General features: G+C 69.2%; 22 protein-coding genes and 2 pseudogenes. 15 read left to right on the top strand and 9 right to left on the bottom strand.

The features are described from left to right. Positions 1 to 331 precede the first annotated feature (331 nt). Complete coding sequence (locus QA861_RS40710; RefSeq protein ID WP_334593908.1) at positions 332 to 1513, top strand: polyprenyl synthetase family protein; 1182 nt, start codon at positions 332 to 334, stop codon at positions 1511 to 1513. Further along, entirely contained in the window at positions 1510 to 2244 is a 735-nt protein-coding gene (locus QA861_RS40705) for a biliverdin-producing heme oxygenase (protein ID WP_334593906.1), read from the top strand. The genes QA861_RS40710 and QA861_RS40705 overlap by 4 nt, the downstream gene beginning before the upstream one ends. Here the strand turns inward: QA861_RS40705 and QA861_RS40700 are convergent. From QA861_RS40700 to QA861_RS40685, 4 genes are read right to left on the bottom strand one after another with little or no spacing between them, the layout of a single operon-like run. Beyond that, positions 2201 to 3373 carry an acyl-CoA dehydrogenase family protein gene (locus QA861_RS40700; protein ID WP_334593905.1) on the bottom strand — a complete coding sequence of 391 codons (1173 nt, stop codon included), beginning with the start codon at positions 3371 to 3373 and terminating at the stop codon, positions 2201 to 2203. The two genes, QA861_RS40705 and QA861_RS40700, sit on opposite strands and share 44 nt — an antisense overlap. A 5-nt stretch (positions 3374 to 3378) precedes the next feature. Next, a complete protein-coding gene (locus QA861_RS40695) occupies positions 3379 to 4338 on the bottom strand; it encodes a hydroxymethylglutaryl-CoA lyase (RefSeq protein WP_334593903.1) in 960 nt (319 codons plus the stop codon). Beyond that, a complete protein-coding gene (locus tag QA861_RS40690) occupies positions 4335 to 6308 on the bottom strand; it encodes an acetyl/propionyl/methylcrotonyl-CoA carboxylase subunit alpha (RefSeq protein WP_334595005.1) in 1974 nt (657 codons plus the stop codon). The genes QA861_RS40695 and QA861_RS40690 overlap by 4 nt, the downstream gene beginning before the upstream one ends. 44 nt (positions 6309 to 6352) lie before the next feature. Next, complete coding sequence (locus QA861_RS40685; RefSeq protein WP_334593902.1) at positions 6353 to 7969, bottom strand: carboxyl transferase domain-containing protein; 1617 nt, start codon at positions 7967 to 7969, stop codon at positions 6353 to 6355. A gap of 117 nt (positions 7970 to 8086) precedes the next feature. Between QA861_RS40685 and QA861_RS40680 the strand changes: the two genes are divergently transcribed. From QA861_RS40680 to tesB, 3 genes are all read left to right on the top strand, one after another. Further along, positions 8087 to 8677, top strand: coding sequence for an SACE_7040 family transcriptional regulator (locus tag QA861_RS40680; RefSeq protein WP_334593901.1), 591 nt, complete (start codon positions 8087 to 8089; stop codon positions 8675 to 8677). 110 nt (positions 8678 to 8787) lie between these two features. Continuing rightward, positions 8788 to 9945: an acyl-CoA dehydrogenase family protein gene (locus QA861_RS40675; protein ID WP_334593900.1), complete on the top strand. Its 1158-nt coding sequence runs from the start codon at positions 8788 to 8790 to the stop codon at positions 9943 to 9945. Between the two features lie 51 nt (positions 9946 to 9996). Beyond that, positions 9997 to 10878 carry an acyl-CoA thioesterase II gene (gene tesB, locus QA861_RS40670; RefSeq protein WP_334593898.1) on the top strand — a complete coding sequence of 294 codons (882 nt, stop codon included), beginning with the start codon at positions 9997 to 9999 and terminating at the stop codon, positions 10876 to 10878. Between the two features lie 31 nt (positions 10879 to 10909). Here the strand turns inward: tesB and QA861_RS40665 are convergent, their stop codons facing one another. After that, positions 10910 to 11704 (bottom strand): phosphatase, encoded by a 795-nt coding sequence (locus QA861_RS40665; protein WP_334593897.1) that lies wholly within the window; start codon positions 11702 to 11704, stop codon positions 10910 to 10912. Between the two features lie 192 nt (positions 11705 to 11896). Between QA861_RS40665 and speB the strand changes: the two genes are divergently transcribed. The 5 genes from speB to QA861_RS40640 all read left to right on the top strand — a co-directional run bounded on the left by speB (position 11897) and on the right by QA861_RS40640 (position 16653). Next, on the top strand, positions 11897 to 12946 hold the full coding sequence (gene speB / locus QA861_RS40660) for an agmatinase (RefSeq protein WP_334593896.1): 1050 nt from the start codon (positions 11897 to 11899) through the stop codon (positions 12944 to 12946). Continuing rightward, a complete protein-coding gene (locus QA861_RS40655) occupies positions 12943 to 14631 on the top strand; it encodes a thiamine pyrophosphate-binding protein (protein WP_334593895.1) in 1689 nt (562 codons plus the stop codon). Before speB ends, QA861_RS40655 begins: the two co-directional genes overlap by 4 nt. A 59-nt stretch (positions 14632 to 14690) precedes the next feature. Then, positions 14691 to 15026 carry a Scr1 family TA system antitoxin-like transcriptional regulator gene (locus QA861_RS40650; RefSeq protein WP_334593894.1) on the top strand — a complete coding sequence of 112 codons (336 nt, stop codon included), beginning with the start codon at positions 14691 to 14693 and terminating at the stop codon, positions 15024 to 15026. A gap of 13 nt (positions 15027 to 15039) precedes the next feature. Continuing rightward, entirely contained in the window at positions 15040 to 15240 is a 201-nt protein-coding gene (locus QA861_RS40645; RefSeq protein ID WP_334593893.1) for a DUF397 domain-containing protein, read from the top strand. A 117-nt stretch (positions 15241 to 15357) separates the two neighbouring features. Beyond that, a complete protein-coding gene (locus QA861_RS40640) occupies positions 15358 to 16653 on the top strand; it encodes a GNAT family N-acetyltransferase (RefSeq protein ID WP_334593891.1) in 1296 nt (431 codons plus the stop codon). Positions 16654 to 17118: 465 nt separating this feature from the next. Here the strand turns inward: QA861_RS40640 and QA861_RS40635 are convergent, their stop codons facing one another. Together QA861_RS40635 and QA861_RS40630 are read right to left on the bottom strand one after the other, a co-directional pair. Beyond that, positions 17119 to 17850, bottom strand: coding sequence for a DUF7873 family protein (locus tag QA861_RS40635; protein ID WP_006376607.1), 732 nt, complete (start codon positions 17848 to 17850; stop codon positions 17119 to 17121). Between the two features lie 105 nt (positions 17851 to 17955). Beyond that, a pseudogene (locus tag QA861_RS40630) lies at positions 17956 to 18408 on the bottom strand (LysR substrate-binding domain-containing protein); the annotation flags it as partial. A gap of 368 nt (positions 18409 to 18776) precedes the next feature. Here QA861_RS40630 and QA861_RS40625 point away from each other — a divergent pair. Together QA861_RS40625 and QA861_RS40620 are read left to right on the top strand one after the other, a co-directional pair. Next, the gene (locus QA861_RS40625; RefSeq protein WP_334593888.1) at positions 18777 to 20030 is read left to right on the top strand and encodes an RNA-guided endonuclease InsQ/TnpB family protein; all 1254 of its coding nucleotides are present in this window, start codon (positions 18777 to 18779) and stop codon (positions 20028 to 20030) included. Continuing rightward, positions 20027 to 20554 (top strand): DUF6585 family protein, encoded by a 528-nt coding sequence (locus QA861_RS40620; RefSeq protein ID WP_334593887.1) that lies wholly within the window; start codon positions 20027 to 20029, stop codon positions 20552 to 20554. Before QA861_RS40625 ends, QA861_RS40620 begins: the two co-directional genes overlap by 4 nt. Before the next feature lie 79 nt (positions 20555 to 20633). Here QA861_RS40620 and QA861_RS40615 read toward each other — a convergent pair whose 3' ends face one another. Both QA861_RS40615 and QA861_RS40610 read right to left on the bottom strand, forming a co-directional pair. Further along, positions 20634 to 21443 carry an endonuclease I family protein gene (locus tag QA861_RS40615; RefSeq protein WP_334593886.1) on the bottom strand — a complete coding sequence of 270 codons (810 nt, stop codon included), beginning with the start codon at positions 21441 to 21443 and terminating at the stop codon, positions 20634 to 20636. Between the two features lie 234 nt (positions 21444 to 21677). Next, complete coding sequence (locus QA861_RS40610; RefSeq protein ID WP_334593885.1) at positions 21678 to 23942, bottom strand: ArnT family glycosyltransferase; 2265 nt, start codon at positions 23940 to 23942, stop codon at positions 21678 to 21680. A gap of 281 nt (positions 23943 to 24223) precedes the next feature. On the opposite strand from QA861_RS40610, the gene QA861_RS40605 reads away from it, so the two are divergent. The 3 genes and pseudogenes from QA861_RS40605 to QA861_RS40595 form a co-directional block, all read left to right on the top strand. Continuing rightward, entirely contained in the window at positions 24224 to 25084 is an 861-nt protein-coding gene (locus tag QA861_RS40605; RefSeq protein WP_334593883.1) for a serine hydrolase, read from the top strand. Between the two features lie 180 nt (positions 25085 to 25264). Beyond that, positions 25265 to 26485 carry an RNA-guided endonuclease InsQ/TnpB family protein gene (locus QA861_RS40600; protein ID WP_334593882.1) on the top strand — a complete coding sequence of 407 codons (1221 nt, stop codon included), beginning with the start codon at positions 25265 to 25267 and terminating at the stop codon, positions 26483 to 26485. 34 nt (positions 26486 to 26519) lie between these two features. Next, a pseudogene (locus tag QA861_RS40595) lies at positions 26520 to 26690 on the top strand (esterase-like activity of phytase family protein); the annotation flags it as partial. Between the last annotated feature and the right edge of the window lie 59 nt (positions 26691 to 26749).

The raw sequence follows: 26749 nt of genomic DNA, 5'->3' as shown, positions 1-26749 counted from the left end.
CGCAGGGAGGGCCGGGTCCTTGGCGTGGGTGAGTGCGGAAAGGACCGCCAGGGGATGTCCTGTTCCGCTTCGGCCGGGTCGATGATCATGGGCAGGTTGTCGGGTCCCAGGACCAGGGGGAAGACCGCGCTGCTGGTATGGGTCGGCAGGCCGATGGGGATCGGGTTTGTCAGAGGGGTATGGGTCTGTTTGGCGTGCTCAGTGGCTGAATTCCGCCACATCGGCCACCCCCCTGTCCTCGAACTCCCTTGCGAAATATGTCAGTTGCGATCACGCTTCTGCAGTCGACGGGGGTCGGGGGCGGGAGCAGGAAGTGGAGGCTGGGGCGGGTATGGGTGCCACGGAGAAGGTCGCTGGCGCGGCTGGGGAAGCGTCGGACGCGGTAGCGGGGGTGGTGCGGAGTGACGCTTCTCTGCTGGAGGACGATCTGGCCGAGTTTCTCGCGTCGTTGACCGCACCTGCGGGGGTTCCCGCGCAGTCCGTCTACGAGGCCGCTCTGCGGCGCTCCCTCTACGAGCCCGTCGCCGACGCCGTCGGATCCAAGGTGGGGCAGGAGGCGTTGCCCCCGACCGCCGGAGCGCCCGGCGGTAACCGGGCCCCGTTGCGGCCGTCGATGGTGTACTGGGCCTACCGCAACTACCGGGGCTTCCCCGACGAGACCGGGATCGGGAACGGGACGGGGGGTGACGTTTCCTCTGCCGACCTGGCCGTCGTGCGGCGGGCCGCCGTCGCCGTGCGGGTCATGCTCAAGGCATTCGTCGCCATCGACGACATCCAGGACGGCAGCGACGTCCGCTACGGCGAACCCGCCCTCCACGTCACCCATGGTGTGCCGCTCGCGCTCAACACCGGGTCCTGGCTGATCGCGGCCGTCCTGCGGCACGCCGCCGACCCCGTCGTCGTGGACAGCCTCGCGCGGGCCGTCGAGAGCGGCTTCACCGGACAGGCCGTCGACCTGTCCACGCATACGCCCGAGACCCGCGCCGAGTTGCTGGCCGCGCCCCTCGAAGAGCGCGTGGCCTACTGGGAGTCACTGGCCGCCCTCAAGACCGGAACCCTCTTCCGGATGCCGCTCGACTCGGCTCTCGCTGCCCTGCGCGTCGTCGACGACGAGCAGTACACCCTGGACGCCGCCATGCGCCAACTCGGCCTGGCGAGCCAGCTGTTCAACGACCTCACCGACTTCGTACCCCAGTTCGGCGGCGGCCGGATCCACGAGGACTACGACGGGCTCAGCAACCGGGTCTTCCTCGAACTGCTCGACCCCGAGTCGTCCCGACCGGCACTCTCCGGGGAGCAGTTGAAGTCGTACGTCCTCGGGCATCCGAAACTGGAGCCGACGCTTCTCTCACTCGCCGCCGAAGCGGTCCGGCTGAAGCGGGAGGCCAAGGAGAGCGTGTACCGGGTGTGCCGGTCCGACCGCAGCGCGGCCTACTTCGACCTCACCATCGAACGCAAGGGGCATCTCATCGACCGTCTCCATGAGACCCTCCTGCAGCGGAGCGGCGCATGACGGCGGCCCCGGTCACGATGGTCGAGCGGCTGCGGACGAGTACCCGTGACTGGCACGACGCCCTGGAGGCCACCCCGTTCGCGAGCGCGATGCTCGCCGGGACCCTGCCAGTCGAGCGGTACGTCGGCCAACTCGCCGCCTACCGGGTGGTGTTGGGAGCCCTGGAAGGGGAGCTGTCCCGGCTCGCGGAGTCGGCTGCATCTGACCGCGTATGGTCACCCGACCTCGTCAAACTCCCCCTCATCGATCGCGACCTGGCCTACTTCGCGAACCTCGGCACCGCACCGAGTACCGCGTCGCCGAGTACCGCGTCGCCACGTACTGCTCTCGCCCCCTCGGCCGCCGCCGAAGCCGAAGCGTTCGCGGCGGAGATACGGCAGCGGGCAGCCGAGGCCGACCTTCGCGGTCTCCCCTCCCTCCTCGGGTTCCTCTACGTCATGGAGGGCTCGACGCTCGGCGCCCTCTTCCTGCACCCGTACGTCACCGCCGCCTACCACCTGCCCGGAAGGGACGACGGCACAGCCGGCGTCGCCTACTACACCAGCGGTGACCGCGACCGCTGGGCCCGCTTCACCTCCCGTATGAACCAGGCCCTCACCGACCCCGAGGCGCAGGAACAGGTCGTCACGGCGGCCCGGGTCGCCTATCGGCACACCGCCGCGATCACCGGGGCCCTGTCCGTGGGCCTCAGCCCGCCATCTCCAGCCCCAAGCCCAACTCCCGTGCGATAAGCATCCGTTGGACCTCGCTCGTGCCCTCCCCGATCTCCAGGATCTTGGAGTCGCGCCACATCCGGGCCACCGGGTACTCGTTCATGAAGCCGTAGCCGCCGTGGATCTGGGTAGCGTCGCGGGCGTTGTCCACGGCGATCGTGGACGAGTACAGCTTGGCCAGGGCCGCTTCCTTCTTGAAGGGCTCGCCCGTGACCAGACGGGAGGCCGCGTCCCGCCAGGCCAGGCGGGACGTGTGGGCCTTCATCTCCATGTCCGCGATCTTGAACTGGATCGCCTGGTTGGCGCCGATCGGGCGCCCGAACGCCTGCCGTTCCTTGGCGTACTTCACGGACTCGTCCACGCAGCCCTGGGCGAGTCCGGTCGCCAGCGCCGCGATCGCGACGCGCCCCTCGTCGAGGATGCGCAGGAACTGGGCGTAGCCGCGCCCCTGCTCGCCGATCAGGTTCGCGGCCGGGACCCGTACGTCCGCGAAGGACAGCTCGCGGGTGTCCGAGGCGTTCCAGCCGACCTTCGAGTACGGCGCCGCGACCGTGAAGCCCGGCGTGCCCGACGGGACCAGGATCGCGGAGATGAGCGGCCTGCCGTCCGGCTTGCGGCCCGTCACCGCCGTCACCGTCACGAAGCCCGTGATGTCCGTGCCGGAGTTGGTGATGAAGCACTTCGTACCGTTGATCACCCATTCATCGGTGTCCGGGTCCAGGCGTGCCGTCGTCCGGGTCGCACCCGCGTCCGAGCCGCCGTCCGGTTCCGTCAGGCCGAACGCGCCCAGGATCTCGCCGGCGCACAGGCGCGGGAGCCACTCGCGCTTCTGCGCCTCGGTGCCGAACAGGTGGATGGGCATCGCGCCCAGCGAGACCCCGGCCTCCAGGGTGATCGCCACCGACGAGTCGACCCGCGCCAGCTCCTCCAGCGCGATGCCCAGCGCCAGATAGTCGCCGCCCATTCCGCCGTACTCCTCGGGGAACGGCAGTCCGAACAGGCCCATCCTGCCCATCTCGCGGACGATCTCGTACGGGAACTCGTGCCGCTCGTAGAAGTCGCCGATCTTCGGGGCCACGACGTCGTGCGCGAACGCCTCGACCGTACGGCGCAGTTCTTCCAGTTCGGGAGAGAGCTTGTGGTCCATGGTCCTCACGGCTCCTGGGATTCCGCGGATTCCTCGGAATCCTGGTGGGAAAGGGCTCGTACGGTGCGGGACGGGCTCGGGCGGCCGAGCTGGTCGGCCATCCACGTGCTCGTGGCGACGAGGTGGCCGAGGTCGACTCCGGTCTCGATGCCGAGGCCCTGGAGCATCCACACCAGGTCCTCGGTGGCCAGGTTGCCGGTCGCCGACTTGGCGAACGGGCAGCCGCCGAGGCCGCCCGCGGAGGCGTCCACGGTGGTGACGCCGTGCTGGAGCGCGGCCAGGGTGTTGGCGAGGGCCTGGCCGTAGGTGTCGTGGAAGTGCACGGCAAGGGCCGACGTCGGTACGGAGGCCTCGTTCAACTCGACCAGCAGGCGCCGCACATGACCCGGCGTCGCGACCCCGATCGTGTCGCCCAGGCTCAGTTCGTCACAGCCCGTGTCCAGCAGCGCCCGGCACACCCGGACGACCTGCGCGACGGGCACGGGGCCCTCCCACGGGTCGCCGAAGCACATGGAGAGATAGCCGCGGACCGACGCGTTCTCCGCCTTGGCCCGGGACACCACCGGCTCGAACATCGCCAGCGCCTCGTCGACCGTCCGGTTGAGGTTGGCCTTCGCGAAGGACTCCGTCGCGCTGGCGAACACGGCGACCTGGCGTGCGCCCAGCGCCAGGGCCCGGTCCAGCCCGCGTTCGTTCGGAACGAGCACCGGCAGACGTACGGGCAGATCGCTGACCTGCGGGTACAGATCCTCCGCGTCCGCGAGTTGGGGCACCCACCTGGGGTGGACGAAGCTGGTCGCCTCGATCGTCGTCAGGCCCGCGGCGGCCAGGCGGCGGATGAACTGCGCCTTCACCTCCGTCGGGACGGTCGTCTTCTCGTTCTGCAGCCCGTCACGTGCGCCGACCTCGTGGATCCTGACCCGCGCGGGCAGATCCGGGGCCGGCACGACCATGGGAAGCGTCATTTCTCCTCCTCTGCCGAGGGCTGTGGCAGGGAATCCACAGGCGTGATCACGGCGAGTACCTGGTCCATGGCGACGGTCGTCCCCGGGGTGACGTCCAGCTCGGCGACCGTGCCCGCGTGCGGGGCGGCGATGACGTGCTCCATCTTCATCGCCTCGACCACCAACAGGCTCTGACCGGCGGCCACTTCGTCCCCGACCGCCACCTTGACCACCGTCACCGTGCCGGGCATCGGGGCGGTCAGCGAGTCGGCTCCCGCGTGGGCGGCGCCGGTGAGCGAGGCCGCCACCGGGTCGTGGTCGCGCACCTGCCACGCGTCGCCGTCCCGGCCGAGCCAGTCGGCGGCGCGGTGGAAGGTGTGCCGGACGCCGTCCAGGACCACGGACACCTGGGTGTCGGTGACCGTGTGGGTGCCACGGGGGACGTACTCCACGGGGTCCTGCACCCGCAGCCAGAAGGCCGGCGGCTTGGGCGTGCCCCCCAGCCGCCAGCCGCTCGGCACGGAGAAGGGGTCCGTCCAGCCGCCCTCCGTCGCCTTCGGCCGCAGCGCCTCCTGTCGTACGGCCGCCGCCGCCTCGTAGACCTCCTCCGGAACGCCGTCCGGGACGAGGGAGTCGACCTCGCGCTCCACCAACCCCGTGTCCAACTCCCCCGCCACGACCGCCGGATGGGCGAGAAGGCGGCGCAGGAAACCGGCGTTCGTCGGCACGCCCAGCGTGACCGTCTCCGCGAGGGCCGCCCGGAGCTTTCTGAGCGCCGTCGCCCGGTCGGGGCCGTACGCGATCACCTTGGACAGCATCGGGTCGTACAGCGAACCGACCTCCGTGCCCTCGCTCAGTCCGGAGTCGGTGCGTACGCCGTCACCGGAGGGTTCGCGCAGGGCGAGCACGGTGCCGCCGGACGGCAGGAACCCTCGCGCGCCCTCCCGCACGGAGACCGTCTCCGCGCAGATACGGGCCTCCACGGCGTGCCCGGTCAGGCGGATCTCCTCCTGTCCGAAGGACAGGGGCTCGCCCGCCGCCACCCGCAGCTGCCATTCCACCAGGTCGAGGCCGGTGACCAGCTCCGTCACCGGATGCTCGACCTGGAGGCGGGTGTTCATCTCCATGAAGTAGTACGACGACGGGTCGCTGCCAGGGACGATGAACTCGACCGTGCCCGCGCCCTCGTACCCGCACGAGCGCGCCGCCTGGACCGCCGCCTCGCCCATCGCGGCCCGGGTCCGCTCGTCGAGGAGCACGCTGGGCGCCTCCTCGATGAGCTTCTGGTGGCGCCGCTGGAGCGAGCACTCGCGCTCGCCCAGGTGCACCACATCCCCATGGGCGTCGGCCAGGACCTGGATCTCGATGTGCCGGGGCCGGTCCACCCACCGTTCGACGAGGAGCGTGTCGTCGCCGAAGGAGGCGCGGGCCTCGCGCCGCGCGGCGGCGATCTCCTCGCCCAGGGCGGCAGCGTCCCTGACCAGCCGCATACCCTTGCCGCCGCCGCCCGCGCTCGGCTTGAGGAGCACGGGCATGCCGATCTCCCGTGCCGCGTCGGCCAGTTCGGCGTCCGTGAGGCCGCTGCCGCTCGACCCGGGGACCACCGGGACCCCGGCCGCCCGGACCGTCTCCTTGGCGCGGATCTTGTCGCCCATGAGGGCGATCGCGTCCGCCGGGGGGCCGATGAACGCCAGCCCTGCCTCGGTGCACGCGCGCGCGAAGGCGGCGTTCTCGGCGAGGAAGCCGTACCCGGGGTGCACCGCCTGCGCGCCGGTGCGGGCGGCGGCTTCGAGGAGACGGGGGACGGACAGATAGCTCTCCGCCGCTGCCGCCGGCCCGATCCGTACCGCCGTGTCGGCCTCCCGGACGTGCCGGGCGTCGGCATCCGCGTCGGAGTGAACGGCCACCGAGCGCACCCCGAGGGAGCGCAGCGTACGGATGACGCGTACGGCGATCTCGCCCCGGTTGGCCACGAGGACTGTGTCGAACATCGTGCTGAAGCCCTTCATCGTGCCTTTCATCGTCGTGGAGCCCCTCACATCCGGAAGACGCCGAACTGGGGGTCACCCAGCGGCGCGTTGGCGCAGGCGGTGAGAGCGAGTCCCAGTACCTGGCGGGTCTCCAGCGGGTCGATGACCCCGTCGTCCCAGAGCCGGGCCGTCGCGTAGTAGGCGTTGCCCTGGCGCTCGTACTGCGCGCGGATCGGGTCCTTGAAGGCGTCCTCGTCGGCCGCCGGCCAGGTCTCCCCGCGGGCCTCCAACTGGTCCCGCTTGACGGTCGCGAGGACGGACGCGGCCTGCTCGCCGCCCATGACCGAGATCTTGGCGCCGGGCCACATCCACAGGAAGCGCGGCGAATACGCCCGGCCGCACATCGAGTAGTTGCCGGCCCCGTACGACCCGCCGACCACGACCGTCAGCTTGGGTACGCGTGTGCAGGCCACGGCCGTGACCATCTTGGCGCCGTGCTTGGCGATGCCACCCGCCTCGTAGTCCCGGCCCACCATGAAGCCGGAGATGTTCTGGAGGAACAGCAGGGGGATGCCGCGCTGGTCGCACAGCTCGATGAAGTGGGCGCCCTTCTGGGCGGATTCGGAGAACAGGATGCCGTTGTTGGCGACGATCCCGACCGGGTGGCCGTGGATACGGGCGAAGCCGGTGACGAGGGTCTGCCCGAACTCGGCCTTGAACTCCGAGAAACCGGAACCGTCGACCACGCGCGCGATGATCTCCCGTACGTCATAGGGGGTGCGGGAGTCGACGGGCACGGCGCCGTAGAGCCCGTGGGGGTCGACCTTGGGCTCGACGGAGGACCGGACGTCCCAGGGCAGTGGCCCGCGCGCGGGAAGGGTGGCGGCGATGTTGCGGACGATGCGCAGGGCGTGCGCGTCGTCCTCGGCGAGATGGTCGGTGACGCCCGACACGCGCGCGTGGACATCCCCTCCGCCCAGCTCCTCGGCGGTGACGACCTCACCCGTGGCGGCCTTCACCAGCGGAGGCCCGCCCAGGAAGATGGTCCCCTGGTTGCGGACGATGACGGCTTCGTCGCTCATGGCGGGAACGTAGGCACCGCCGGCCGTGCAGGACCCCAGCACGGCGGCGATCTGCGGAATGCCGGCGCCGGACATCCGCGCCTGGTTGAAGAAGATCCGCCCGAAGTGGTCACGGTCGGGGAAGACCTCGTCCTGCATGGGCAGGAAGGCGCCCCCGGAGTCCACGAGGTAGATGCAGGGAAGCCGGTTGTCGAGGGCGACCTCCTGCGCGCGCAGATGCTTCTTGACGGTCATCGGGTAGTACGTGCCGCCCTTGACGGTGGCGTCGTTGGCGACGATCACGCACTCACGCCCGCTGACCCGGCCGATCCCGGCGATGACACCGGCGGCGGGCGCCTGCCCCTCGTACATCCCGTCGGCGGCGAGGGGAGCGAGCTCCAGGAAGGGCGACCCGGGGTCGAGGAGCCGGTCGACCCGCTCCCGGGGAAGCAGCTTCCCGCGCGCGGTGTGCCGGTTCCGGGCCTTCTCGCCCCCGCCCAGCCGGGCCGCGGCCAGCTTTCCGCGCAGTTCCTCGACCAGCGCGCGGTGAGCCGCCTCGTTGGCCCGCCAGGCCTCCGACGCGGGGTCCGCCGCGCTGTGGAGCTCCGGTGCCTCCTGCATCCTGCGGTCCCCTTACCCAGGTCACCCAGTGGTTGGCTGATGGTCGACAAGTTAATGAGCGTTAACCCAACCCCTTCAGGTTAACGACCGCTAACCTCCGTGTCTAGAATCATTTGCATGGCCACGAGAACCGACGCCCCGACCCGCCGCGAACAGATCCTCAAGGAGGCCGCGAGGCTCTTCGCCGAGCGCGGTTTCCACGGTGTGGGTGTGGACGAGATAGGGGCGGCCGTGGGCATCAGCGGCCCCGGCCTGTACCGCCACTTCCCGGGCAAGGACGCGATGCTCGCCGAGCTGCTGGTGGGTATCAGCGGCCAGCTTCTGACCGGCGGCAAGCGGCGGGTCGCGGAGGCCGGCGGGGACCCCGAGGCGCTCCTCGACTCCCTCATCGAGGGTCACATCGACTTCGCCCTCGACGACCGCCCCCTGATCACCCTCCACGACCGCGAACTGGACCGCCTGCGCGACAGCGACCGCAAGCTGGTGCGCCAGCTTCAGCGGCAGTACGTCGAGCTGTGGGTGGAGGTGGTGCGCGAGGTGTACCCGGAGCTGCCCGAACCGGCTGCCCGCTCGGCCGTCCACTCGGTCTTCGGCCTGCTGAACTCGACCCCCCACCTGGGCCGCCCGGGCGGCCTCCCGGGCCGGGCCGTCACGGCCGGCCTGCTGCACCGAATGGCGCGCGGCGCGTTCGGCGCGGCGGGGGAGTGATGAGCGTTACGGCGCGACTCCTCTGGACGGCGATTCGTACTCGCGGGTACGGTTGATCTGAGCAAGCGCTTAGCCGTCGGGAAGCGATCTGGAAGAGAGAGGTGCGGGCCGTGCGCCGTACTGTGTTCAACGAGGACCACGAGGCGTTCCGGGAGACCATTCGCGCCTTCATCGAGGCCGAGGTCGTTCCCGTCTACGACGAGTGGTTCGCCGCCGGCCAGGCGCCGCGTGACTTCTACTACAAGCTCGCCGAGCTGGGCGTCTTCGGCATCCGCGTCGACGAGGAGTACGGCGGCGCCGGCATCGACTCGTACAAGTTCGAGGCCATCCTGTACGAGGAGACCGCGCGCGCGGGTGTGTCCTTCGGTGGCTCCGGTGTGCACGTGCTGCTCGGTCTGCCGTACGTCAAACTGCTCGCCAACGACGAGCAGAAGAAGCGCTACCTGCCGAAGTTTGTCTCCGGTGAGGAGATGTGGGCGATCGCGATGACCGAGCCGGGCACCGGCTCCGACCTCGCGGGCATGAAGACCACCGCCAAGCTGAGCGAGGACGGCACGCACTACGTCCTCAACGGCTCCAAGACCTTCATCACCGGTGGCGTCCACGCCGACCAGATGATCGTCTGCGCCCGCACCGACGCGCCCAGCAGCGAGGACCGCCGCCACGGCATATCCCTCCTCGTGGTGGACACCAAGTCCGAGGGCTACTCGATCGGCCGCAAGCTGGACAAGCTCGGCCTGAAGACCTCCGACACCGCCGAGCTGGCGTTCGTCGACGTCAAGGTGCCCGTCGAGAACCTCCTCGGTGAGGAGAACAAGGGCTTCTCCTACCTCGGCCACAACCTCGCCTCCGAGCGCTGGGGCATCGCCTACGGCGCCTACGCGCAGGCCAAGGCCGCCGTCCGGTTCGCCCAGCAGTACGTCCAGGAGCGCGTCGTCTTCGGCAAGCCGGTCGCGCACTTCCAGAACACCAAGTTCGAGCTGGCCGCCTGCAAGGCCGAGGTGGACGCCGCCGAGGCCGTCGCCGACCGCGCCACCGAGGCGCTGGACGCGGGCGAGCTGACCCCGGCCGAGGCCGCCAGCGCCAAGCTGTTCTGCACCGAGGTCGCGCACCGCGTGATCGACCGCTGCCTCCAGCTGCACGGCGGCTACGGCTTCATGAACGAGTACCCGATCGCCCGTCTGTACGCCGACAACCGCGTCAACCGGATCTACGGCGGCACCAGCGAGATCATGAAGTCGATCATCGCGAAGGACATGGGCCTCTAAGGACACGAGTCCACGAGGCTTTCGCAATCACTGACCCGTAGAAATGACTGCATGAGTCAGGCACTTCAGTCTCTCCTCGATCTGCTCGACCTTGAGCAGATCGAGGAGAACATCTTCCGCGGCCGGTCCCGGCCCGCCATCGTCCCGCGCGTCTTCGGCGGGCAGGTGGCGGCCCAGGCGCTCGTCGCCGCCGGGCGCACGGTCCCCCCGGACCGCCCCGCGCACTCGCTCCACTCGTACTTCCTGCGCCCGGGCGACCCCGGCGCGCCGATCGTCTACACCGTCGACCGCATCCGCGACGGCCGTTCCTTCACCACCCGCCGGGTCGTCGCGATCCAGCACGGGCAGCCGATCTTCCACCTCTCGGCGTCCTTCCAGGCGCACGAGGAGGGCCTCGACCACCAGGCCCCCATGCCCGCCGCCCCCGACCCGGCGACCCTCCCCACGGCCGAGGAACAGCTCCCCCAGTACGCGCATCTGGACGCGGCGGTCGTCGAGAGGTTTTTGCAGTCCCGCGAGGCCGTCGACATCCGCTACGTCGACGACCCGCCCTACGGCAGGTTCGGCGAGCCCCGCGAACCGCGCTCCCAGGTCTGGTTCCGTACGAACGGCAAGCTCGGCGGCGCCGTCGACGAACCGCTGCTCCACGTCTGCCTCGCCACGTACGTCTCCGACTACACGCTGCTCGACTCCGTCCTGCTCGCGCACGGACGGGGTGGCTGGGCGGTCCACGACGTGGTCGGCGCCTCCCTGGACCACGCGATGTGGTTCCACCGCCCGTTCCGCGCCGACGAGTGGCTGCTGTACGACCAGGAGTCACCGTCCGCGTCCGGCGGCCGGGGCCTCGGCCAGGGCCGCATCTACACGCAGGACGGACAGCTGGCCATCACGGTCATCCAGGAGGGCGTGATCAGGATCCCCCGAACGCCCTGATCAGGAGTTCTACTTGATCAGCGCTTGTTTTCTACTCGCTGATCAGTTCGGCCTCGTTCAGCAGGAACGCCGTCAGCGGGTCGTAGAAGCGCGGGCTCGTCACATGGTCGTCGAGCGGAACGGCCACCTGGAGGGTGCCCTCCGCCTCGGCCAGGAACAGCGCCGGGTCGTTGCAGTCGGCGTAACCGACGGAGTCGATGCCGTGCTGTCCCGCGTACCCCGCCCAGCCGTGGTCGGCGACGACCAGGTCGGGCAGCGGGCGGCCCTCGCGCTCCAGGCCCGTCAGGATCGCGCGCATCGGCTCACCGGAGTGTGTGTGCCACAGCGAGGCTCCGTGCTCCAGCACCGCCACGTCCGCGAACTGGAACACGTACCCCTCGTCCGTCGTCAGACCGTCCGGGATGACGACGATCTCGCAGCCGGCGGCCCGCAGTGCCTCGGCCGTGGCACGGTGCACGTCGAGCAGACCGCCCGGGTGACCGGTCGCGAACAGCACCCGCTGCTGCCCGTCGGCCGCCTTGCGCAGCCGGGCCGCCAGGCGCTCCAGCCCGGCGATGGTCAGTTCGGGGTCGATGGTGTCCTGGCCGTACCGGTGTTCGGGATCGTCGCTCACGCCGACCCGCTCGGCCATCACCGCGAGCACGTCCTGCTCGTCGCTCCAGCGGTCACCCAGCTCCAGCCCGAGCCAGTAGTGCCGTTCGCCGTTCGCCAGCTTGCGGTAGTGGGAGAGGTTGTTCTCGCGGGGCGTGGCGACATCGCCCGCGATGCGGGTTCTGACGAGGTGATCGACAAGCTCGGCGCGGCTGGGAATCCCGGGTATCGGCATGCCTCCCATTGTGAGGCAGACGACACCGCGAACACCCGGACGTCCCGGCCGCTGGGACGCAGGTCACGCCACCTGAATTTCCTGGGCTCACCTGGGCCACCTACGCTGGCGCGAGCGCCGCACGGACCACGCTATCGAACACGCATCCGAACCAAACCGAACCGGTCCTGGGCCAGGAAGAAGGCAGACGGTATGACCAGCAGCCCCGAGACGCCCAGCAGCCCCGAGACACTCCGCAGCTCTGAGACGCCCCGCGGCCCCGTCGACTCGTCCCGCATCCCGAGGTACGCCGGTCCCGCGACCTTCGCGCGGCTGCCGCGCCTCGACGAGGTCGGCGGACGGGCGGATGTCGCCGTGGTCGGGGTGCCGTTCGACTCGGGCGTCTCGTACCGGCCCGGAGCACGCTTCGGCGGCAACGCGATCCGCGAGGCGTCCCGGCTGCTGCGGCCGTACAACCCGGCGCAGGACGCGTCCCCGTTCGCCCTCGCCCAGGTCGCGGACGCCGGAGACATCGCCGCCAACCCGTTCGACATCAACGAGGCCGTGGAGACGGTGGAGGCGGCGGCCGACGAGCTGCTGGGGACAGGCGCGAGGCTGATGACCCTCGGCGGCGACCACACGATCGCGCTTCCCCTGCTGCGCTCGGTGGCGAAGAAACACGGCCCGGTGGCGCTGCTCCACTTCGACGCGCACCTCGACACCTGGGACACCTACTTCGGCGCCGAGTACACGCACGGGACGCCGTTCCGCCGGGCGGTGGAGGAGGGCATCCTCGACACCTCCGCCCTTTCGCACGTCGGCACGCGCGGCCCCCTGTACGGCAAGCAGGACCTGGACGACGACGCGAAGATGGGCTTCGGCATCGTGACGTCGGCGGACGTCATGCGGCGCGGTGTCGACGAGGTCGCCGACCAGCTCCGCCAGCGCATCGGCGACCGCCCCCTGTACATCTCCATCGACATCGACTGCCTCGACCCGGCCTTCGCCCCCGGCACGGGCACGCCCGAGGCGGGCGGTATGACGTCGAGGGAGCTGCTGGAGATCCTGCGGGGCCTGGCGTCCTGCAACCTGGTCTCCGCGGATGTCGTCGAAGTCGCCCCCGCGTACGATCACGCCGAGATCACGTCGGTCGCGGCGTCGCACACGGCGTACGAACTGACGACGATCATGTCTCGTCAGATCGCCGGGGCGAGGGCCCAGGAGAAGGCTCAGGAAATGGCTCAGGAGAAGGCTGCGAAGTGACCCACGACCACGACCTGGTGCTGAAGCCGACCGCCGCACAGACGGAGGCCGCGCTGAACCCGCCCGCCGGCCGCACCGGCGGGGACCTGGTCGTGGAGACGCTGGCAGGCCTCGGCACGACGACGGTCTTCGGCCTGCCCGGCCAGCACGCCCTGGGCCTGTTCGACGCGCTGCGCCGCTCGGACCTCCGGTACATCGGCCTACGGGTGGAGAACAACGCGGGGTTCGCGGCGGACGCGTACGGCCGGATGACGGGCGAGGCGGCGCCGCTGCTCCTGTCGACGGGGCCGGGCGCGCTGACGTCACTGGCGGCGCTCCAGGAAGCTGCAGCCGCCTCCGCCCCCGTCCTGGCGATCAGCAGCCAGATCCCGACAGCGGGGCTGGGCGGCGGCCGACACGGCTACCTCCACGAACTCCCGGACCAGCAGGCGTCGTTCAGAGCTGTGGTGAAGTCGGTCCACACCGTCCGTACGCAGTCCCAGATCCCCTCGGCGATCGCCGACGCCTGGAAGTCGGCGCTCACGGCCCCGCACGGCCCGGTGTGGGTGGAGATCCCGCAGGACGTTCTGACCGCCGAGACGCTGATTCCGGTGGTGACGGGCGGCGACGCCTTCCCCGAGGAGTTGCCGCCGCGCCCCGAACTGACGGCGCTGGCAGCGCACTTGCTGTCGAACGCCGAGCGACCGGCGATCATCGCGGGGGGCGGGGTCGTACGGGCGGACGCGGCGGGCAAGTTGAGGGCGCTGGCGGAGTATCTCCAGGCGCCGGTGGTGACGACGTACGGCGGCAAGGGCGCGTTCCCGTGGACGCACCCCCTCTCCCTCCAGTCCTGGCTGGAGGACCGGCACATGACCGACTTCCTGGAGGACGCGGACGTCCTGCTGGTCGTCGGCTCGGGCCTGGGTGAACTCTCCTCGAACTACCACACGTTCAAGCCGCGCGGCCGGGTCATCCAAGTCGAGGCGGACCTCGGCAAGTTGGAGTCCAACCACCCGGCACTGGGCATCCACGCGGACGCCCGACTCGCGCTGCAGGCACTGCTGGAGACGGTGTCGGCGGCACGGCAGGACGAGTCGGCGGAGGAGCGGGTGAAAGGGGTCCTCGACCGGGTGGGCGAGCGCCTCGCTGCCCAGGAACTCACCCTGGAACAGGGCCTGTTGAAGTCGATCAGAGCGGCGTTGCCACCCCGCTCCCCATCCTTCTGGGACATGACGATCCTGTCCTACTGGGCCTGGTCGGCCTTCGACCCGCGCGGAACCAACACCATGCACTCGGCCCAGGGAGCGGGCGGCCTCGGCTACGCCTTCCCGGCGGCCCTGGGAGCCGCGGTGGCCGACCCGACGTACCCGGTGCTGGCGGTCTCGGGCGACGGCGGCGCCCTGTACGGCATCGCGGAGCTGGCCACGGCCAGGCAGTACGACCTGAACGTCACCTGGCTGATCGTGGACGACGGCGGCTACGGCATCCTGCGCGAGTACATGACCGACGCGTTCGGGGAAGCGACGGGGACGGAACTGACGCGGCCGGACTTCGTGGCGCTGGCCGAGTCGTTCGGCGTACCGGCGACACGAACCACACCGGAGACACTGGACACGGACCTCGCGAAGGCGCTGGGCGAGCCGGGGCCGTCGGTGGTGGTGCTTCCGGCAGTGCTGCGGATGTTCGCGGCTACGCATTTGGGGTGATGGACGGGGACTGTCCGGCGCTGGAAGCCAGGTCGGAGGGGCCGTCGAACATCGCACGTGTGAGTGTGGCCATCGCCTCGGAGTCCTCGCCGAGGGAGGACGAGAAGGACCTTGTTGAGTTGGCCCAGCTTCCGAACGTGACTTTGCAGGTACTACCCTTCACGGCAGGAGCCTGCCAGGGCGGGCCATATCCCTTCCTGATCTACAGTTTTCCTCCCCCGGCGGGGCTGGAAGTTGTCCTCCTGGAGAACTTCGCGAGTCACGCGTACCTGGAGACCCGGGAGGACACGGCTCGGTTGGGCGGCGCCTTCGACCACCTCCGTGCCGCAGCTCTCAGCGCGATGGAATCCGAGTCCCGGATCATCGGGATCGCCGAGGGGCTGCCCGATTCGTAAGGAAGAGCAGCCCATGTCGTCGGAGCGGACCACTTGGTTCACGAGCAGCTACAGCGGCCAGAACGGTGAATGCATAGAAGCACGCAGTCAGGTGGCCGGTATCGACGTCCGCGACTCCAAGAGTTCGCGCGGCCCTGTCGTCAGGGTTGGTGCAGCGGCGTGGGCCCTGTTCCTTGGCGGGGTGTATTCCGGGTTCGTACCCTTGGGCAGCTGAACAGGTACGGCGTGTGGCTCGCGCTTGGGTGAACTCGCGGTTACGCAGATCGAGTTCACCCGTTGCTCCGAGGATATTCGGTTGCCGGTCGGTGAGATGGCGGATGCAATGTCCGGCATGGTGACCCAGGTTCGTGCACCGCGTCCGGACGAGATGACTGCGTACTACCGGGCATTGCCGTTCGCGAACGGGCTGCCGCACTGGGAGCCGGCGGATGCCGCGTGGCACGGGGGTGCCGAGCCGTGGCCGCCGCCGCGCACCCCCGCGACCGTGGAGCAGCTCGATCGGTGGGCGGAGGCTGACGTCAAGGATGAGTCCTTTCACCCCATAGCTACGTTCGTCGACAGCACGTGCGTCGGCGCATCGGCCACCATCTCCTTCGGGGTGACGGTCCCCGGCGGGGGCACGGTCAGGATGGCCGGCGTCACCTCCACCGGGGTGATCGCGACCCACCGCCGACGCGGGTACCTGCGGCAGATGATGCAGGCCATGTTCGAATCAGCCCTGGGCCGAGGCGAGCCCCTGGCGATGCTCAGCGCGAGTGAAGGCAGCATCTACGGGCGGTACGGGTTCTCACCGGCGACCTATCGCGTCCGGTGGGAGCTGGCTCGTCACGAAGCCGCCCTCCTCCCGGCGGAGACGGATCCCGGGTCGCTGGAGCTGGTCGGTGCCGCGCAGGCGAAGCAGGCCTGGCCCGCGGTGCACGCGGCCGTGCGTGCGTCCCGCGTCGGTGAGCTCACCGCCCTTCCCGGGCGTTGGGACGGGCTTTCCGACGACGCGGCCGGCACGAATGGACCGTTGCGGTATCTCGTCCACCGTGACCAGCACGGCGCTGTGGACGGCATCGCCAACTTCCGACTGCCCTGGTCCTCGACAGCGGGCAATGCGGGAACCCTTGTCGTGGAGGCGCTTGAGGCGGCCGATCCGGTGGCCTACCGCGCCTTGTGGAGTCTGCTGATCGACTTCGACCTCACCAAGACCGTCGTGGCGCCCGGCCGTCCGCGCGACGAACCCCTGCGGTGGATGCTCACGAACCCACGGGCGATGCGCGTGACCCGCCAGTCGGACAACCTGTGGGCACGCCTGCTCGACGTCCCTCGCGCCCTGACGCAACGCTCGTACGAGACCGCCGGCGAGCTGCGGTTCACCGTCGACGGCGACCGGATGTGCCCGGCGAACAACCGGACGTGGTGCCTACGGGCGGACGGTGACTCAGCGACATGTGTTCCGACCGAGCAGCCGCCAGACCTGACCATCACGGTCCCGGCGCTCAGTTCGCTCTACTTCGGCGGCATGTCGGCACACGACCTGGCGTACGCCGGCCGCATCACCCCGCACGCCGACGGTGCGATCGGGCGGCTGGCCCGGATGTTCCGGAGCGATCCCGAACCGCACAACTCCTTCGGCTTCTGACAAGCGGGACGGGAGTGTGCGAACCCCTCGGCTCGCGCGCGTGCAGGCATGGGGCCCACTTCGGACCACAACGTGACGGAGCCCGGGAGCATGTCCAGCTCCCGGGCTCCAGCTTGCCACCCATTTGCGCACACCGACGGCGTTTAAGAACCGCGGGTCATATTGAGATCGACGTGTTCTGCCTTTGAACTACAGCGCCACGAGAGAGGCGCCGAGGGGACTTGAACCCCCATCCGTCGATGTTCGCCCACGCTCGGTCGATCCGGTGTTCGGCGGCGAATACTGAGACTGGAGCGAGAATCTGAGTTTCACGGGGCCGCCTCTGCCAGGCTTGGGCCACCCCCGCACGTGGTGCGGGGAGAGGGATTCGAACCCCCAACTGACACCCCTTGATCAGCTTCAACATCAGTTTCAGCTTGCGCTCATCGCGCACCCTCCGCTCGCGACGGAGGGCGTATGTGGGGGCTACCGGAAGAGGTAGCCGAACACCGCGTCGCCGACCCGCTGGTCGGTGACCTCGGTGTTGTTCGCCTCCTCGCGGGCGAACTTGACGGACTGCTGGAGCTTCTCGACGCGGTCGAGGAGCTCGTTGACCCGCCGGGCGGGCAGCGCGCCGGAGAACTTCACCGTGGTCCAGTAACCGACCGGGACGTCCTCGTAGTACACCTCGACCTGCGCCGGGTGCTTCTCCGTGGCCTCGGCCTTCACGTGGTTGCGCGGAACCTTCTTCGTGCGGATGGTCCGCACCGGGTCCGTCTTCCACGAGTCCGTCGAGGGGTCCAGGTTCCACGACTCGGAGGCGTCGAGCACCGGCAGCTTGCGCACGAAGGTGTGCAGGTCGGTGAGTTGCTTCTCCAGGAACAGCAGGTACGGGACGGGCACCTGGGGCAACAGCACCGTACCGTCGACCACCACGTCCGCGACCGCAGACCGGTTCGCCCAGTCCTTCGTGGCGGTCACGTCGAAGAGCCGCGTCAGCGTCCCGGCGGTCGCCCGCAGAGCGTCCTCGGCCTTGATCTGCACCCGCGTGGACTCGGGCGGCAACTGCTCGCCCTCCTCGTCCTTGGGCTGGTAGGTCCGGGAGATGCCGGCCAGCAGGGCGGGCTTCTGCACGTCCTGGTGAGCCTGGGTGAGCTCCTGGAGAGCCTTGGACTTGACGCCCTTTTCGACGGCGATGATCTGATTCAGCTTCGGCACACGGCGAACCTAACAACTCCGCGCTGCACGCACATCCGATTAAACGCCTGCCCCGTCCCTTCCGGCCGAGAGGGTCGCCCTGTCGTATCTGGCCTGGGAGACGGTTCAGCCCGTGGCGCCCCGCAGCAACTCCCCGAGTTTCAGTGCCGCCGGCAGCGGGGCGGCAGGCAACGCCATGTGGACCGTGCGGCGGAGCGCCGGGTCGGTGACTCGGCACAGGGCGAGTTCGGCCGGGAGCGCCCAGGTGGCCAGTGACGGGACGAGGGCCACTCCCAGGCCTGCGGCGACGTAGCCGAACTTGCCTGTCCACTCCGCGATTCTGATGATTTTGCGGGGGCTGAAGCCGGCCCGGGCGCAGGCGTCGGCGAGCATGGTGGGGCGGTCGCCGTACGTGTCCTGGAGCCAGGTCTCGTCGCGCAGGTCGCGCAGGTCGACCGACTCCGCTCCTGCCAGGGGGTGTTCGCGGTGGAGGGCGACGAGCAGTTCGTCCTCCCGTAGTACGGCTGTTGTGATGCCGGCGGCCGTGGGGAGGCAGGAGGGGTTTGGAGCTGCTACCGCTGGAGTGCGTTCAAGAGCGTTCTGGTGAGTGGGAGTGAGTGCAGGGGAGGGTCGTGTCGCGCACCTTGTCCGTGGGACTGGTTCAAGTGGCGAAGTCCCCGGACTGGTGTGCTTCTGGTGGCTGGGCCGCTTCCCGAACTTCAGCGAGATTCTTGTGAGGAACCCCAGGCGTTTAAGGCTGGGAGGAATCGCATCGTGTGGTGGCGACGCGGAGCGTCGCGGTGTCCGGGAGTTCGGGCGCGGAGCGCCCGTGGGGCTGTCCGGCGGAGCCGGGGTAGTTCGAACGTGCAGTCGACGGATCGCTGGATGGTGGGACGGTTGTGCGGAAGACGTCTGTGTGTACGGAGGGGTGTGTAGGTTCGGGTGTCATGAAGCTGGTGGTGCAGGTCAAGCTGCTACCGACGCCCATACAGGCGGCGGCACTTGAGGCGACCCTGCACGCCTGCAACGAGGCCGCGTCCTGGGCGTCCGAGGTCGCCTTCGCCAAGGATGCGAAGCGGAACTTCGCGCTGCGTGAGCACACCTACGCCGAGATCAGGCAGCGGTGGGGTTTGGGGGCGCAGGCCGCCCAGCACACCGTCAAGAAGACCTGTGACGCCTACCGGACGCTGGCCTCGAATCTGAAGGCCGGGAATCTGGGCAGGCCGTGGTCGAAGCGTTACCGGCGGGCGGCGGAGAAGCCGATCACGTTTCGGGCCGAGGGTGCTCAGCCTTATGACGACCGGATGCTGTCCTGGCAGATCACCGACCGGACCGTCTCCCTGTGGACCCTGTCCGGGCGGATGAAGCAGGTGGCGTTCACCGCTTCCCCGGAGCAGCTGGCCCGCCTGGCCTTGTACCGCAAGGGCGAGTCCGACCTCGTCGCGCGGGACGGCATGTGGTTTCTGCAGGCCACCTGCGAGATCCCCGAAGCACCCCTGAACACCGACCCCGACGGCTTCCTCGGCATCGACCTGGGGATCGTGAACATCGCCACCACGAGTGACGGCCAGATCATGGCCGGGCGTGAACTCAATCGGGGGCGGCTGCGTGAACGCACACTGCGGACCAAGCTGCAGAAGAAGAACACCCCGTCCGCCAGGCGCCGCCTGAAGAAACGGCGGCGCAAGGAGGCGCGGCGGGCGAAGGACATCAACCACAAGATCGCGAAGCATGTGGTGGCCGAGGCAGAACGCACCGGACGCGGAATCGCCCTGGAAGACCTGGGCGGCATCCGTGAACGGGTACGGCTTCGCAAGCCCCAACGGGCCACCCACTCCAGCTGGAGCTTCGCCCAGCTGGGGTCGTTCATCGCGTACAAGGCCCGTAAGGCAGGGGTGCCGGTGGTGTACGTCGATCCGGCGTACACCTCCCGCACCTGCGCCGAATGCGGCCACATCGACAAGGCGAACCGGGTCTCCCAGGCCTGGTTCGCGTGCCGGTCCTGCGGATTCGTTGATCACGCAGACCGCAACAGCTCCCGCAACATCCGCGCACGCGCGGAAGAGTTGTGGCGACGCGGGGCGCAGTCAACCGCCCCAGACCCACCCCCCGAACCCGGGCGTGGGACCGGATGCAAGCGCAGCACCACAACCAGTGGCGCCCGCTCTGCAAGCCCAGGACTTCAGTCCCGGGTACGTTGACCAGGAAGCAGGCATCCAAGCGTCTCCACCTGTTCGAGCACGGCATGATCGTGCAACCGCAGTTCGGGGACGGTATGACCGCCTTCCGCTGGGATTCCGCGAAGCTGTACCAGGACATCACCCAACTGATCGTCAACGGCATCCCCACCCCCACCAAGTACGTCTACTCCATATCCGCCCCGAGCTTCGGCGGCATGGAGATCACGGAGTTCTACGAGAGACCCGAGACGTGGGGGCCGTTGCTGCAGGAAGCGATACTCCGGGCCCAGGGGCAGGCGGTCCTGGACTCGGTGCGTGCGGACGGGACGGTCGACTTCGGTTCTTTCACGGTCTCGCGCACGGGCGTGGTCATCCGTGGGAAGAAACCTCTTCCATGGTCCGAGGTCCATGGGGTCCAGGTGAAGGGAGGCGCGGTCCACGTCATGAAGTACGGCACGTCCAGCCCCTGGTTCACCGTCCCGGCCAGCGGCGTCACGAATCTCCACCTCTTCCTGGCCATCGCCGAGAACCTCTACCGCAAATAGCCGGTACCGGTCGGTGACGCACTTGAACGCCCCGTGGATTACGGGGCGTTCAGCGTGAGTTCAGAGTGAGAAGGAACTACTACCAGATCGCCTCGACCCACTCAGGGTGGTCGATGAACGGGTTGCGGTTGTGCTGGTAGGTGTCGTAGATGACCTGGTTGCGCTTCTCCTCGAAGGCGCTGGGCGGGTCCGCCTCGCTCCAGGCCTTGAGTACGGAGAGCTTGCCCATGTAGGGGTTGGAGCCGTTGCCGACCTTCTCGTTGGGCTCCAGGTCGGCCCAGCCGTCGTCGCCCTCGTAGCGCACGGCCATGTAGAGGATCATGCGGGCGACGTCGCCTCGGTCCGCGGCGCGCGGCGCGAAGGAGTCGGAGTCGACGGTGCTGCCGCCGCCGTTGGTGACGGCGCTGCCGCCGTTGTCGAAGTCCAGGTTGCCGCGGATGCTGTTGACCTGGACATCCGCCGGGCGCAGGTGGTGCAGGTCCGTGCCGGGGCCGGTCGCCTCGCCGAAGTCGCCGTGGGACTTGGCCCAGGTGTGCTCGCGGTTCCAGTCGCCGACGTCGCCGCCGTTGAGGGACTTGGCGCGTGAGACACCGCTGTACAGCAGGATCACGTTGTTGCTGTTGTTCGGGTCCTGGTCGGTGACCTTGAGGGCGTTCCAGACCGCGGAGTACGAGATCTTCGTCTGGCTGCTGATGATCGTGTGCAGCGAGGACTTGAGGCTCGTACCGGTCTTGCCGATCGCGTTCTTGTAGTACGTGGAGTCGTACGCCGTCGTCGTCGCGCCCGCCGGGGTGGCGGTCATCGTGGGGATGGCGAGGGCGGCCAGGACGGTCGACGTGGCGAGTGCCACCGTCTTCCAGCGGAGGGTGCGTATCTGCGTCGCGGGCATCGGGGGTGTCCGTTCTACGCGTGTCGAATGGGGGAGACATCCGGGAGCGTGACATGGACATGCGTTTCAGGCAATGAACTGCGTGTGTCTGTTGAGTGACGTGATCCGGCAACTCGGGTGATTTCGCCGTGATTTGACGCGCGTAGAGCCCGTGGACACGGGAGTGGCCCCTTACCGGCGTCGCGGTCAGGGGCCACTCGGGGTTCGGTCGCTGTCAGTCGGTGTCGGTCGGGCTCAGCTGACGTCCGACGCGTCCAGACGGTAGATCGACGACGTGGACTGTGTGCTGCCGGACTCCGTCGTCGCGCTGTTGTTGCTGGTGCCGCTGCTGTACTCGCTCTCCTTGACCGCCGTACCGTTCTTCTGCACCCAGGCCGTGACCTCCGAGCTGAGGTCGGCGCCGCCCGCGCCGCCTCCGCCGCCCATGCCGCCGCCGAGCTGGATGTAGTGCAACTCGCCCTTCTTCACCAGCTCCTTGAGCCTGGCCAGGGTCATCGCCTTGTCGGTGCCGGACCAGCCCCACATGGAGATCACCGGCTCGCCGCTGCTCAGGATCAGCTGCGCCGCACTCTGCGAACCGGACACCGCCAGCAGCCACTTGGCGCCGTCCTGGTGCTTCTTCAGATACGTGATCAGCTGGCTGTCGGCGCCGCCGCTCATGCCGCCGCCACCGCCCAAACCCCCGCCACCCATGCCGCCGGGCTGCCCGCCCTGCTGCTGACCGTCGGCCTCGGCGTTCGTGTCACCGGTGCCGCCCGTGCCGCTCGGAGGCGTGCCCGTGCCGCTGTCCTGCTGGCCGGTGCCGCCGGGTGCTCCGCTGGGCATACCGCCACTGGGCGGCGTACCCATCTGACCGCCCTGCTGCTGTCCCTGCGAAGGCTGACCGTTCTGCCGGCCAGGGTCGCCGCTGCCGCCGGGGAAGCCGCCGCCCGCGCGACCGCCACCGCCCCCGGGGCCGCCCATTCCGCCGCCCGTCGAAGGGCCGGCCGTCGGGTTCGTGCCGCCCATGCCGCCGCCCGTCGCGGAGGTCTCCGCCAGGGCGTACGCGGCCGGGCCGGCCATCGCCGCGACGATCGCCGCCACCACCGACACCGCCAGCAACCGCACTCGGCGCCCGGTGCGGAAGACCAGCAGACCGGTGATCGCCAGCGCCATGACCACGGCGATCGCCGGCCACAGCCACGCGTTCCAGTCGGACGTACGGCGCAGCAGCACGACCGACCAGACGCCGGTGACGCCGAGGGCCAGCGGGAGCACCCACACCCACCGCTTGTCGGTGCGGAACGCGCGCAGCAGGAGCACTCCGCCGCCACCGCACAGCGCCGCGATGCCGGGCGCGAGGGCGGTCGTGTAGTACGGGTGCATCGTGCCTTCGGCCATGGCGAAGGTGAGGTAGTGGAGCAGCGTCCAGCCGCCCCACATCAGCAGCGCGGCCCGGGTCGCGTCCGTACGCGGGGCTCGGCCGACCAGCACCAGGCCGCCCACCAGCGCGATGCCCGCGAAGGGGATGAGCCAGGAGATCTGGCCGCCGAGGATCTCGTTGAACATACGGCCGATACCGGCGGTCCCGGAGAAGCCGCCGCCCCCGCCTCCGCCGCCCCCGCCGTTGCCCTCGCCGCCGAGGACACGGCCGAGGCCGTTGTAGCCCATGATCAGGTTCCAGGCGCTGCCGTCCGTCGAGCCGCCGATGTACGGGCGTTCGTCGGCCGGTACGAGGGACACGGCCGTCGCCCACCAGAAGCTGGAGACCGCGAGCGCGACGCCCGCGAGCAGCAGGTTCACGATCCGCTTCACGAGGCCCAGGTCGGCCGCGTACAGGTAGACCGCGAAGACGGCGGGCAGGGCGATATAGCCCTGGAGCATCTTCGTGTCGAACGCGAGCCCGAAGCACACGGCCGAGCCGAGCAGCGGCAGCAGCCTGCCGTCGCGGGTGGCGCGCAGGGCGAGAGCCGCGCCCGCCACCATCAGGCAGACGAGCAGTGTGTCGGGGTTGTTGTCGCGGTTGATGGCCACGGTGATCGGGGTGAGCGCCAGGACCAGCGCGGCCAAGGTGGCCGCCGCGTGACCGAACACCCGCTTCACGGAGGAGTGCAGGATCCAGATGGTGCCGAGCGCGGACGCGATGAGCGGCGCCATCATCTGCCAGGTGCCGTAGCCGAACACGCGGCAGGACAGGCCCATGACCATGAGGACGAAGGGCGGCTTGTCGACCGTGAGGAAGTTCCCCGCGTCGAGCGAGCCGAAGAACCACGCCTTCCAGCCCTGCGTGCCGCTCAGTACGGCCGCGCTGTAGAAGCTGTTGAGGCCGGAGGAGGAGAGGTTCCAGGAGTACAGGACCCCGGCCAGCAACATGATCGCGAGCAGCGCGGGGAGCGACCAGCGCGGCGCCTTCTCGGGCGTGTCTGACGGGGTGGGGGCCGGTGGAGCCATGGGTGCCGCGGGATGGGCGGCGACGGGGGGCTCCGGGGCGTGGGGAAGGGGGTCGGTGGCAGAGGTCACCGTCGAATCGTCGGGACGCGGGGTGGGTGCGCGCTGTGGCGTGGCTGGGGGCCACCTGTGAATCGGGGCAACAGCGCGTTTCGGGCGGTATGGCCCTCCCCTGAGAGAAGTCCCCAAGGGAAGTCCGAGAAGTCCCCGAGAGAAGTCCTCACGAAAAGTCCGCAAGAAAAGTCCGAAAGATAGTGCGAGTTGGCGTACAACCATTCGGATGCGCGCGTGGTCACAGAGAGACCAGCGTGCCGGGGGCGCGTTGACGCCGTTCACGGGGATGGGGAACCTCCATGACTCACCACATATCCAGATCCGCGCGTGCCCGCATACTTGGGGGCGCCGCCGTCTGCGCCGCCACCGTGCTGTCACTCGCGGCCACCGCGACACCCGCCAACGCGGCTGCGGCGGCCGTCAGTTGTACGTCCGCCAAGCCCGCCCTCGCCACCAAGCTGAAGCAAGACATCACCACCGCTCTCTCCGGGCGTCGGGGCTCCATCAGTGTCGGCGTCTTCGACCGGTCCACCAAGACGACCTGCGTGTACCGGGCGCAGACCGCCTACGACTCCGCCAGCGTCGTCAAGGTGACCGTCCTGTCGACCCTGCTCTGGGACGCACAGAAGACCAACCGTGCTTTGACGGCCACCGAGAAGAGTCTCGCCAAGGCCATGATCACCAAGTCGGACAACGCCTCGACCACGAAGCTGTGGAACCAGCTGGGTCTGACGAAGATCAGGAACTTCGTCGCGGCGGCCGGCATGACCCAGACCAAGCCCGGCACGAACGGCTACTGGGGTCTCACCCAGATCACCGCCCGTGACGAGCAGAAGCTCCTGGCCCTCACCACCATCACCAACACGGTGCTGACCGACAACTCGCGTGCCTACATACAGCAGTTGATGAGTGAGGTCATCTCCTCCCAGCGCTGGGGCACGCCGAAGGGCGCGCCCGCGGGTGTCTCCGTGCACGTCAAGAACGGCTGGCTGGAACGCGCGACGAACGGCTGGCGGGTGCACAGCGTCGGCACGTTCAAGGGTGGCGGCCACGACTACATGATCACGGTGCTCAGCCAGGGCAACAGCACCTGGAACTACGGCATCGCGACCATCGAGGGCGTCGCCAAGGTCGTCCATCGGGATCTCGCGGCGAGCTGACCGCGAGCCGACTTCACCCGCTGTCGGCTTCGCCGAGGTGATGCGAACGCGTGTGCCTGTGATCGCTGGTCGGGGTGATGGCTGTGGGATCGGGGTGCGTTTGTGCGGCTGCCGTACGTATGGTCCCTCGGAGGGTTCGGGACGGCACGGCGTCCCGGCAGGGGAGCGTGAGGGGGCGAGATGGCGCAGGTGGGGGCTGGTGCGGCGGCCGGGCATGCCCGCTACACGTACCGGCTGCGCGTTTCGTCCACGGCCCGCACCGCCCTGGCGGCGGAGTGGGACCGATGCCGGTGGGTGTGGAACGAATGTGCTGCCAAGTCCAGGGCCGTGCACCTGCGCAACAAGGCCACCGGCCAGAAGGCCACGTGCGGCCCGGCTCAGCTCGACAGGATGCTGACCGAGGCCCGCACCCGTACGCCGTGGCTGCGTGAGGGATCGTCGGTCGTCCAGCAGCAGGCCATCCGTGACTTCGGCCGCTCCCGCACCAAGGCACACAAGGACATCGCCGAGCGCCTGCCCATTGCACGCCGGGCGGGGATGCCCGCCTACAAGAAGAAGCACGAGGCACTGGCGACCCTCAACTACACCAAGCGCGGATTCCGGCTGAAGTACGGCCGACTCCACCTGGCGGGCGGCATCATCCTGACCGTGGTGTGGTCGCGGGAACTGCCGGCCGAGCCCTCCTCGGTGCGCGTGTACCAGGACAGCCTTGGGCACTGGTACTGCTCGTTCGTCGTTCCCGCCCAGGTCCAGCCCCTGCCGGAGACCGGCCGTGCACTCGGCATCGACTGGGGTGTGAAGGAGACCGCGACCACCACATCCGACTTGCACGACCTGCCGCACGCCGGGCATGGCAGGAAGGCCGGGACGAAGGTGACCCGGTATGACCGGATGATGGCCCGCCGCAAGCCGAAGAAGGGCCAGCCCGGGTCGAAGGGCTACCGTGAGGCGAAGAAATGGCGGGCGAAGGCTTACAAGAAGGTCGCGAGGCAGCGTGAGGACACTGGTCGCAAGTGGGCCAAGAAGGTTGTCCGCGACCACGATGCCATCGCTGTCGAGGACTTTCGTCCGAAGTTCCTGGTCAGGAGCACGATGGCCCGCAAGGCTGCTGACGCCGCCATCGGTGCGACTAAGGCCGCGCTGATCGAGATGGGCCGCAAGCACGGGCGGGACATCCGCCTCGTCCACCCCGCGCACACCACGATGGACTGCGCGCACTGCGATGCGAGAGCCAAGCACCGCCTGCCGCTGGGTGAGCGCACCTACACCTGCACCGCGTGCGGAAACGTGTCCCCACGGGACAAGAACTCCGCACACGTCATGCTCGTCCGGGCTGGTCTCAACCCGGCTGGCGCTGATGGCGGAAGACCTCCTGGAGCGCTGCTCCAGGAGGCAGCCTGAGCCAGGAATCCCTTCCCGCCAGGGAGGGGAGGATTCAATGGGAGCGACCGCCAAGCAGCCCCAGCCGAACCCCCTCCTCGACAACATCGAGGGCATGGTGATCACCGGGCACACCGGGAACCGGCTCGACGTCCTCCTGGTCAGCGACGACAACCAGAGCGCCGCACAGACGACCCGTTTCTACTTCCTGCGGGTGCGCACCTGACAGCTGCCCGGACCGAACGGACACCGAACGAACGTCATCCGAACGCTCGCGCGATTTGT

It is taken from the genome of Streptomyces sp. B21-083 (genome assembly GCF_036898825.1).
In the GTDB taxonomy this organism is placed as follows: Bacteria; Actinomycetota; Actinomycetes; order Streptomycetales; family Streptomycetaceae; genus Streptomyces.
This window is presented reverse-complemented; position numbering and strand designations above follow the sequence as displayed.

Bases quoted from the DNA above. Each gene is read 5' to 3' on its own strand.
- QA861_RS40710 (WP_334593908.1), top strand. From the start codon at position 332: ATGGGTGCCACGGAGAAGGTCGCTGGCGCGGCTGGGGAAGCGTCGGAC.
- QA861_RS40705 (WP_334593906.1), top strand. From the start codon at position 1,510: ATGACGGCGGCCCCGGTCACGATGGTCGAGCGGCTGCGGACGAGTACC.
- QA861_RS40700 (WP_334593905.1), bottom strand. From the start codon at position 3,373: ATGGACCACAAGCTCTCTCCCGAACTGGAAGAACTGCGCCGTACGGTC.
- QA861_RS40695 (WP_334593903.1), bottom strand. From the start codon at position 4,338: ATGACGCTTCCCATGGTCGTGCCGGCCCCGGATCTGCCCGCGCGGGTC.
- QA861_RS40690 (WP_334595005.1), bottom strand. From the start codon at position 6,308: ATGTTCGACACAGTCCTCGTGGCCAACCGGGGCGAGATCGCCGTACGC.
- QA861_RS40685 (WP_334593902.1), bottom strand. From the start codon at position 7,969: ATGCAGGAGGCACCGGAGCTCCACAGCGCGGCGGACCCCGCGTCGGAG.
- QA861_RS40680 (WP_334593901.1), top strand. From the start codon at position 8,087: ATGGCCACGAGAACCGACGCCCCGACCCGCCGCGAACAGATCCTCAAG.
- tesB (WP_334593898.1), top strand. From the start codon at position 9,997: ATGAGTCAGGCACTTCAGTCTCTCCTCGATCTGCTCGACCTTGAGCAG.
- QA861_RS40665 (WP_334593897.1), bottom strand. From the start codon at position 11,704: ATGCCGATACCCGGGATTCCCAGCCGCGCCGAGCTTGTCGATCACCTC.
- speB (WP_334593896.1), top strand. From the start codon at position 11,897: ATGACCAGCAGCCCCGAGACGCCCAGCAGCCCCGAGACACTCCGCAGC.
- QA861_RS40645 (WP_334593893.1), top strand. From the start codon at position 15,040: ATGTCGTCGGAGCGGACCACTTGGTTCACGAGCAGCTACAGCGGCCAG.
- QA861_RS40640 (WP_334593891.1), top strand. From the start codon at position 15,358: ATGGTGACCCAGGTTCGTGCACCGCGTCCGGACGAGATGACTGCGTAC.
- QA861_RS40625 (WP_334593888.1), top strand. From the start codon at position 18,777: ATGAAGCTGGTGGTGCAGGTCAAGCTGCTACCGACGCCCATACAGGCG.
- QA861_RS40615 (WP_334593886.1), bottom strand. From the start codon at position 21,443: ATGCCCGCGACGCAGATACGCACCCTCCGCTGGAAGACGGTGGCACTC.
- QA861_RS40605 (WP_334593883.1), top strand. From the start codon at position 24,224: ATGACTCACCACATATCCAGATCCGCGCGTGCCCGCATACTTGGGGGC.
- QA861_RS40600 (WP_334593882.1), top strand. From the start codon at position 25,265: ATGGCGCAGGTGGGGGCTGGTGCGGCGGCCGGGCATGCCCGCTACACG.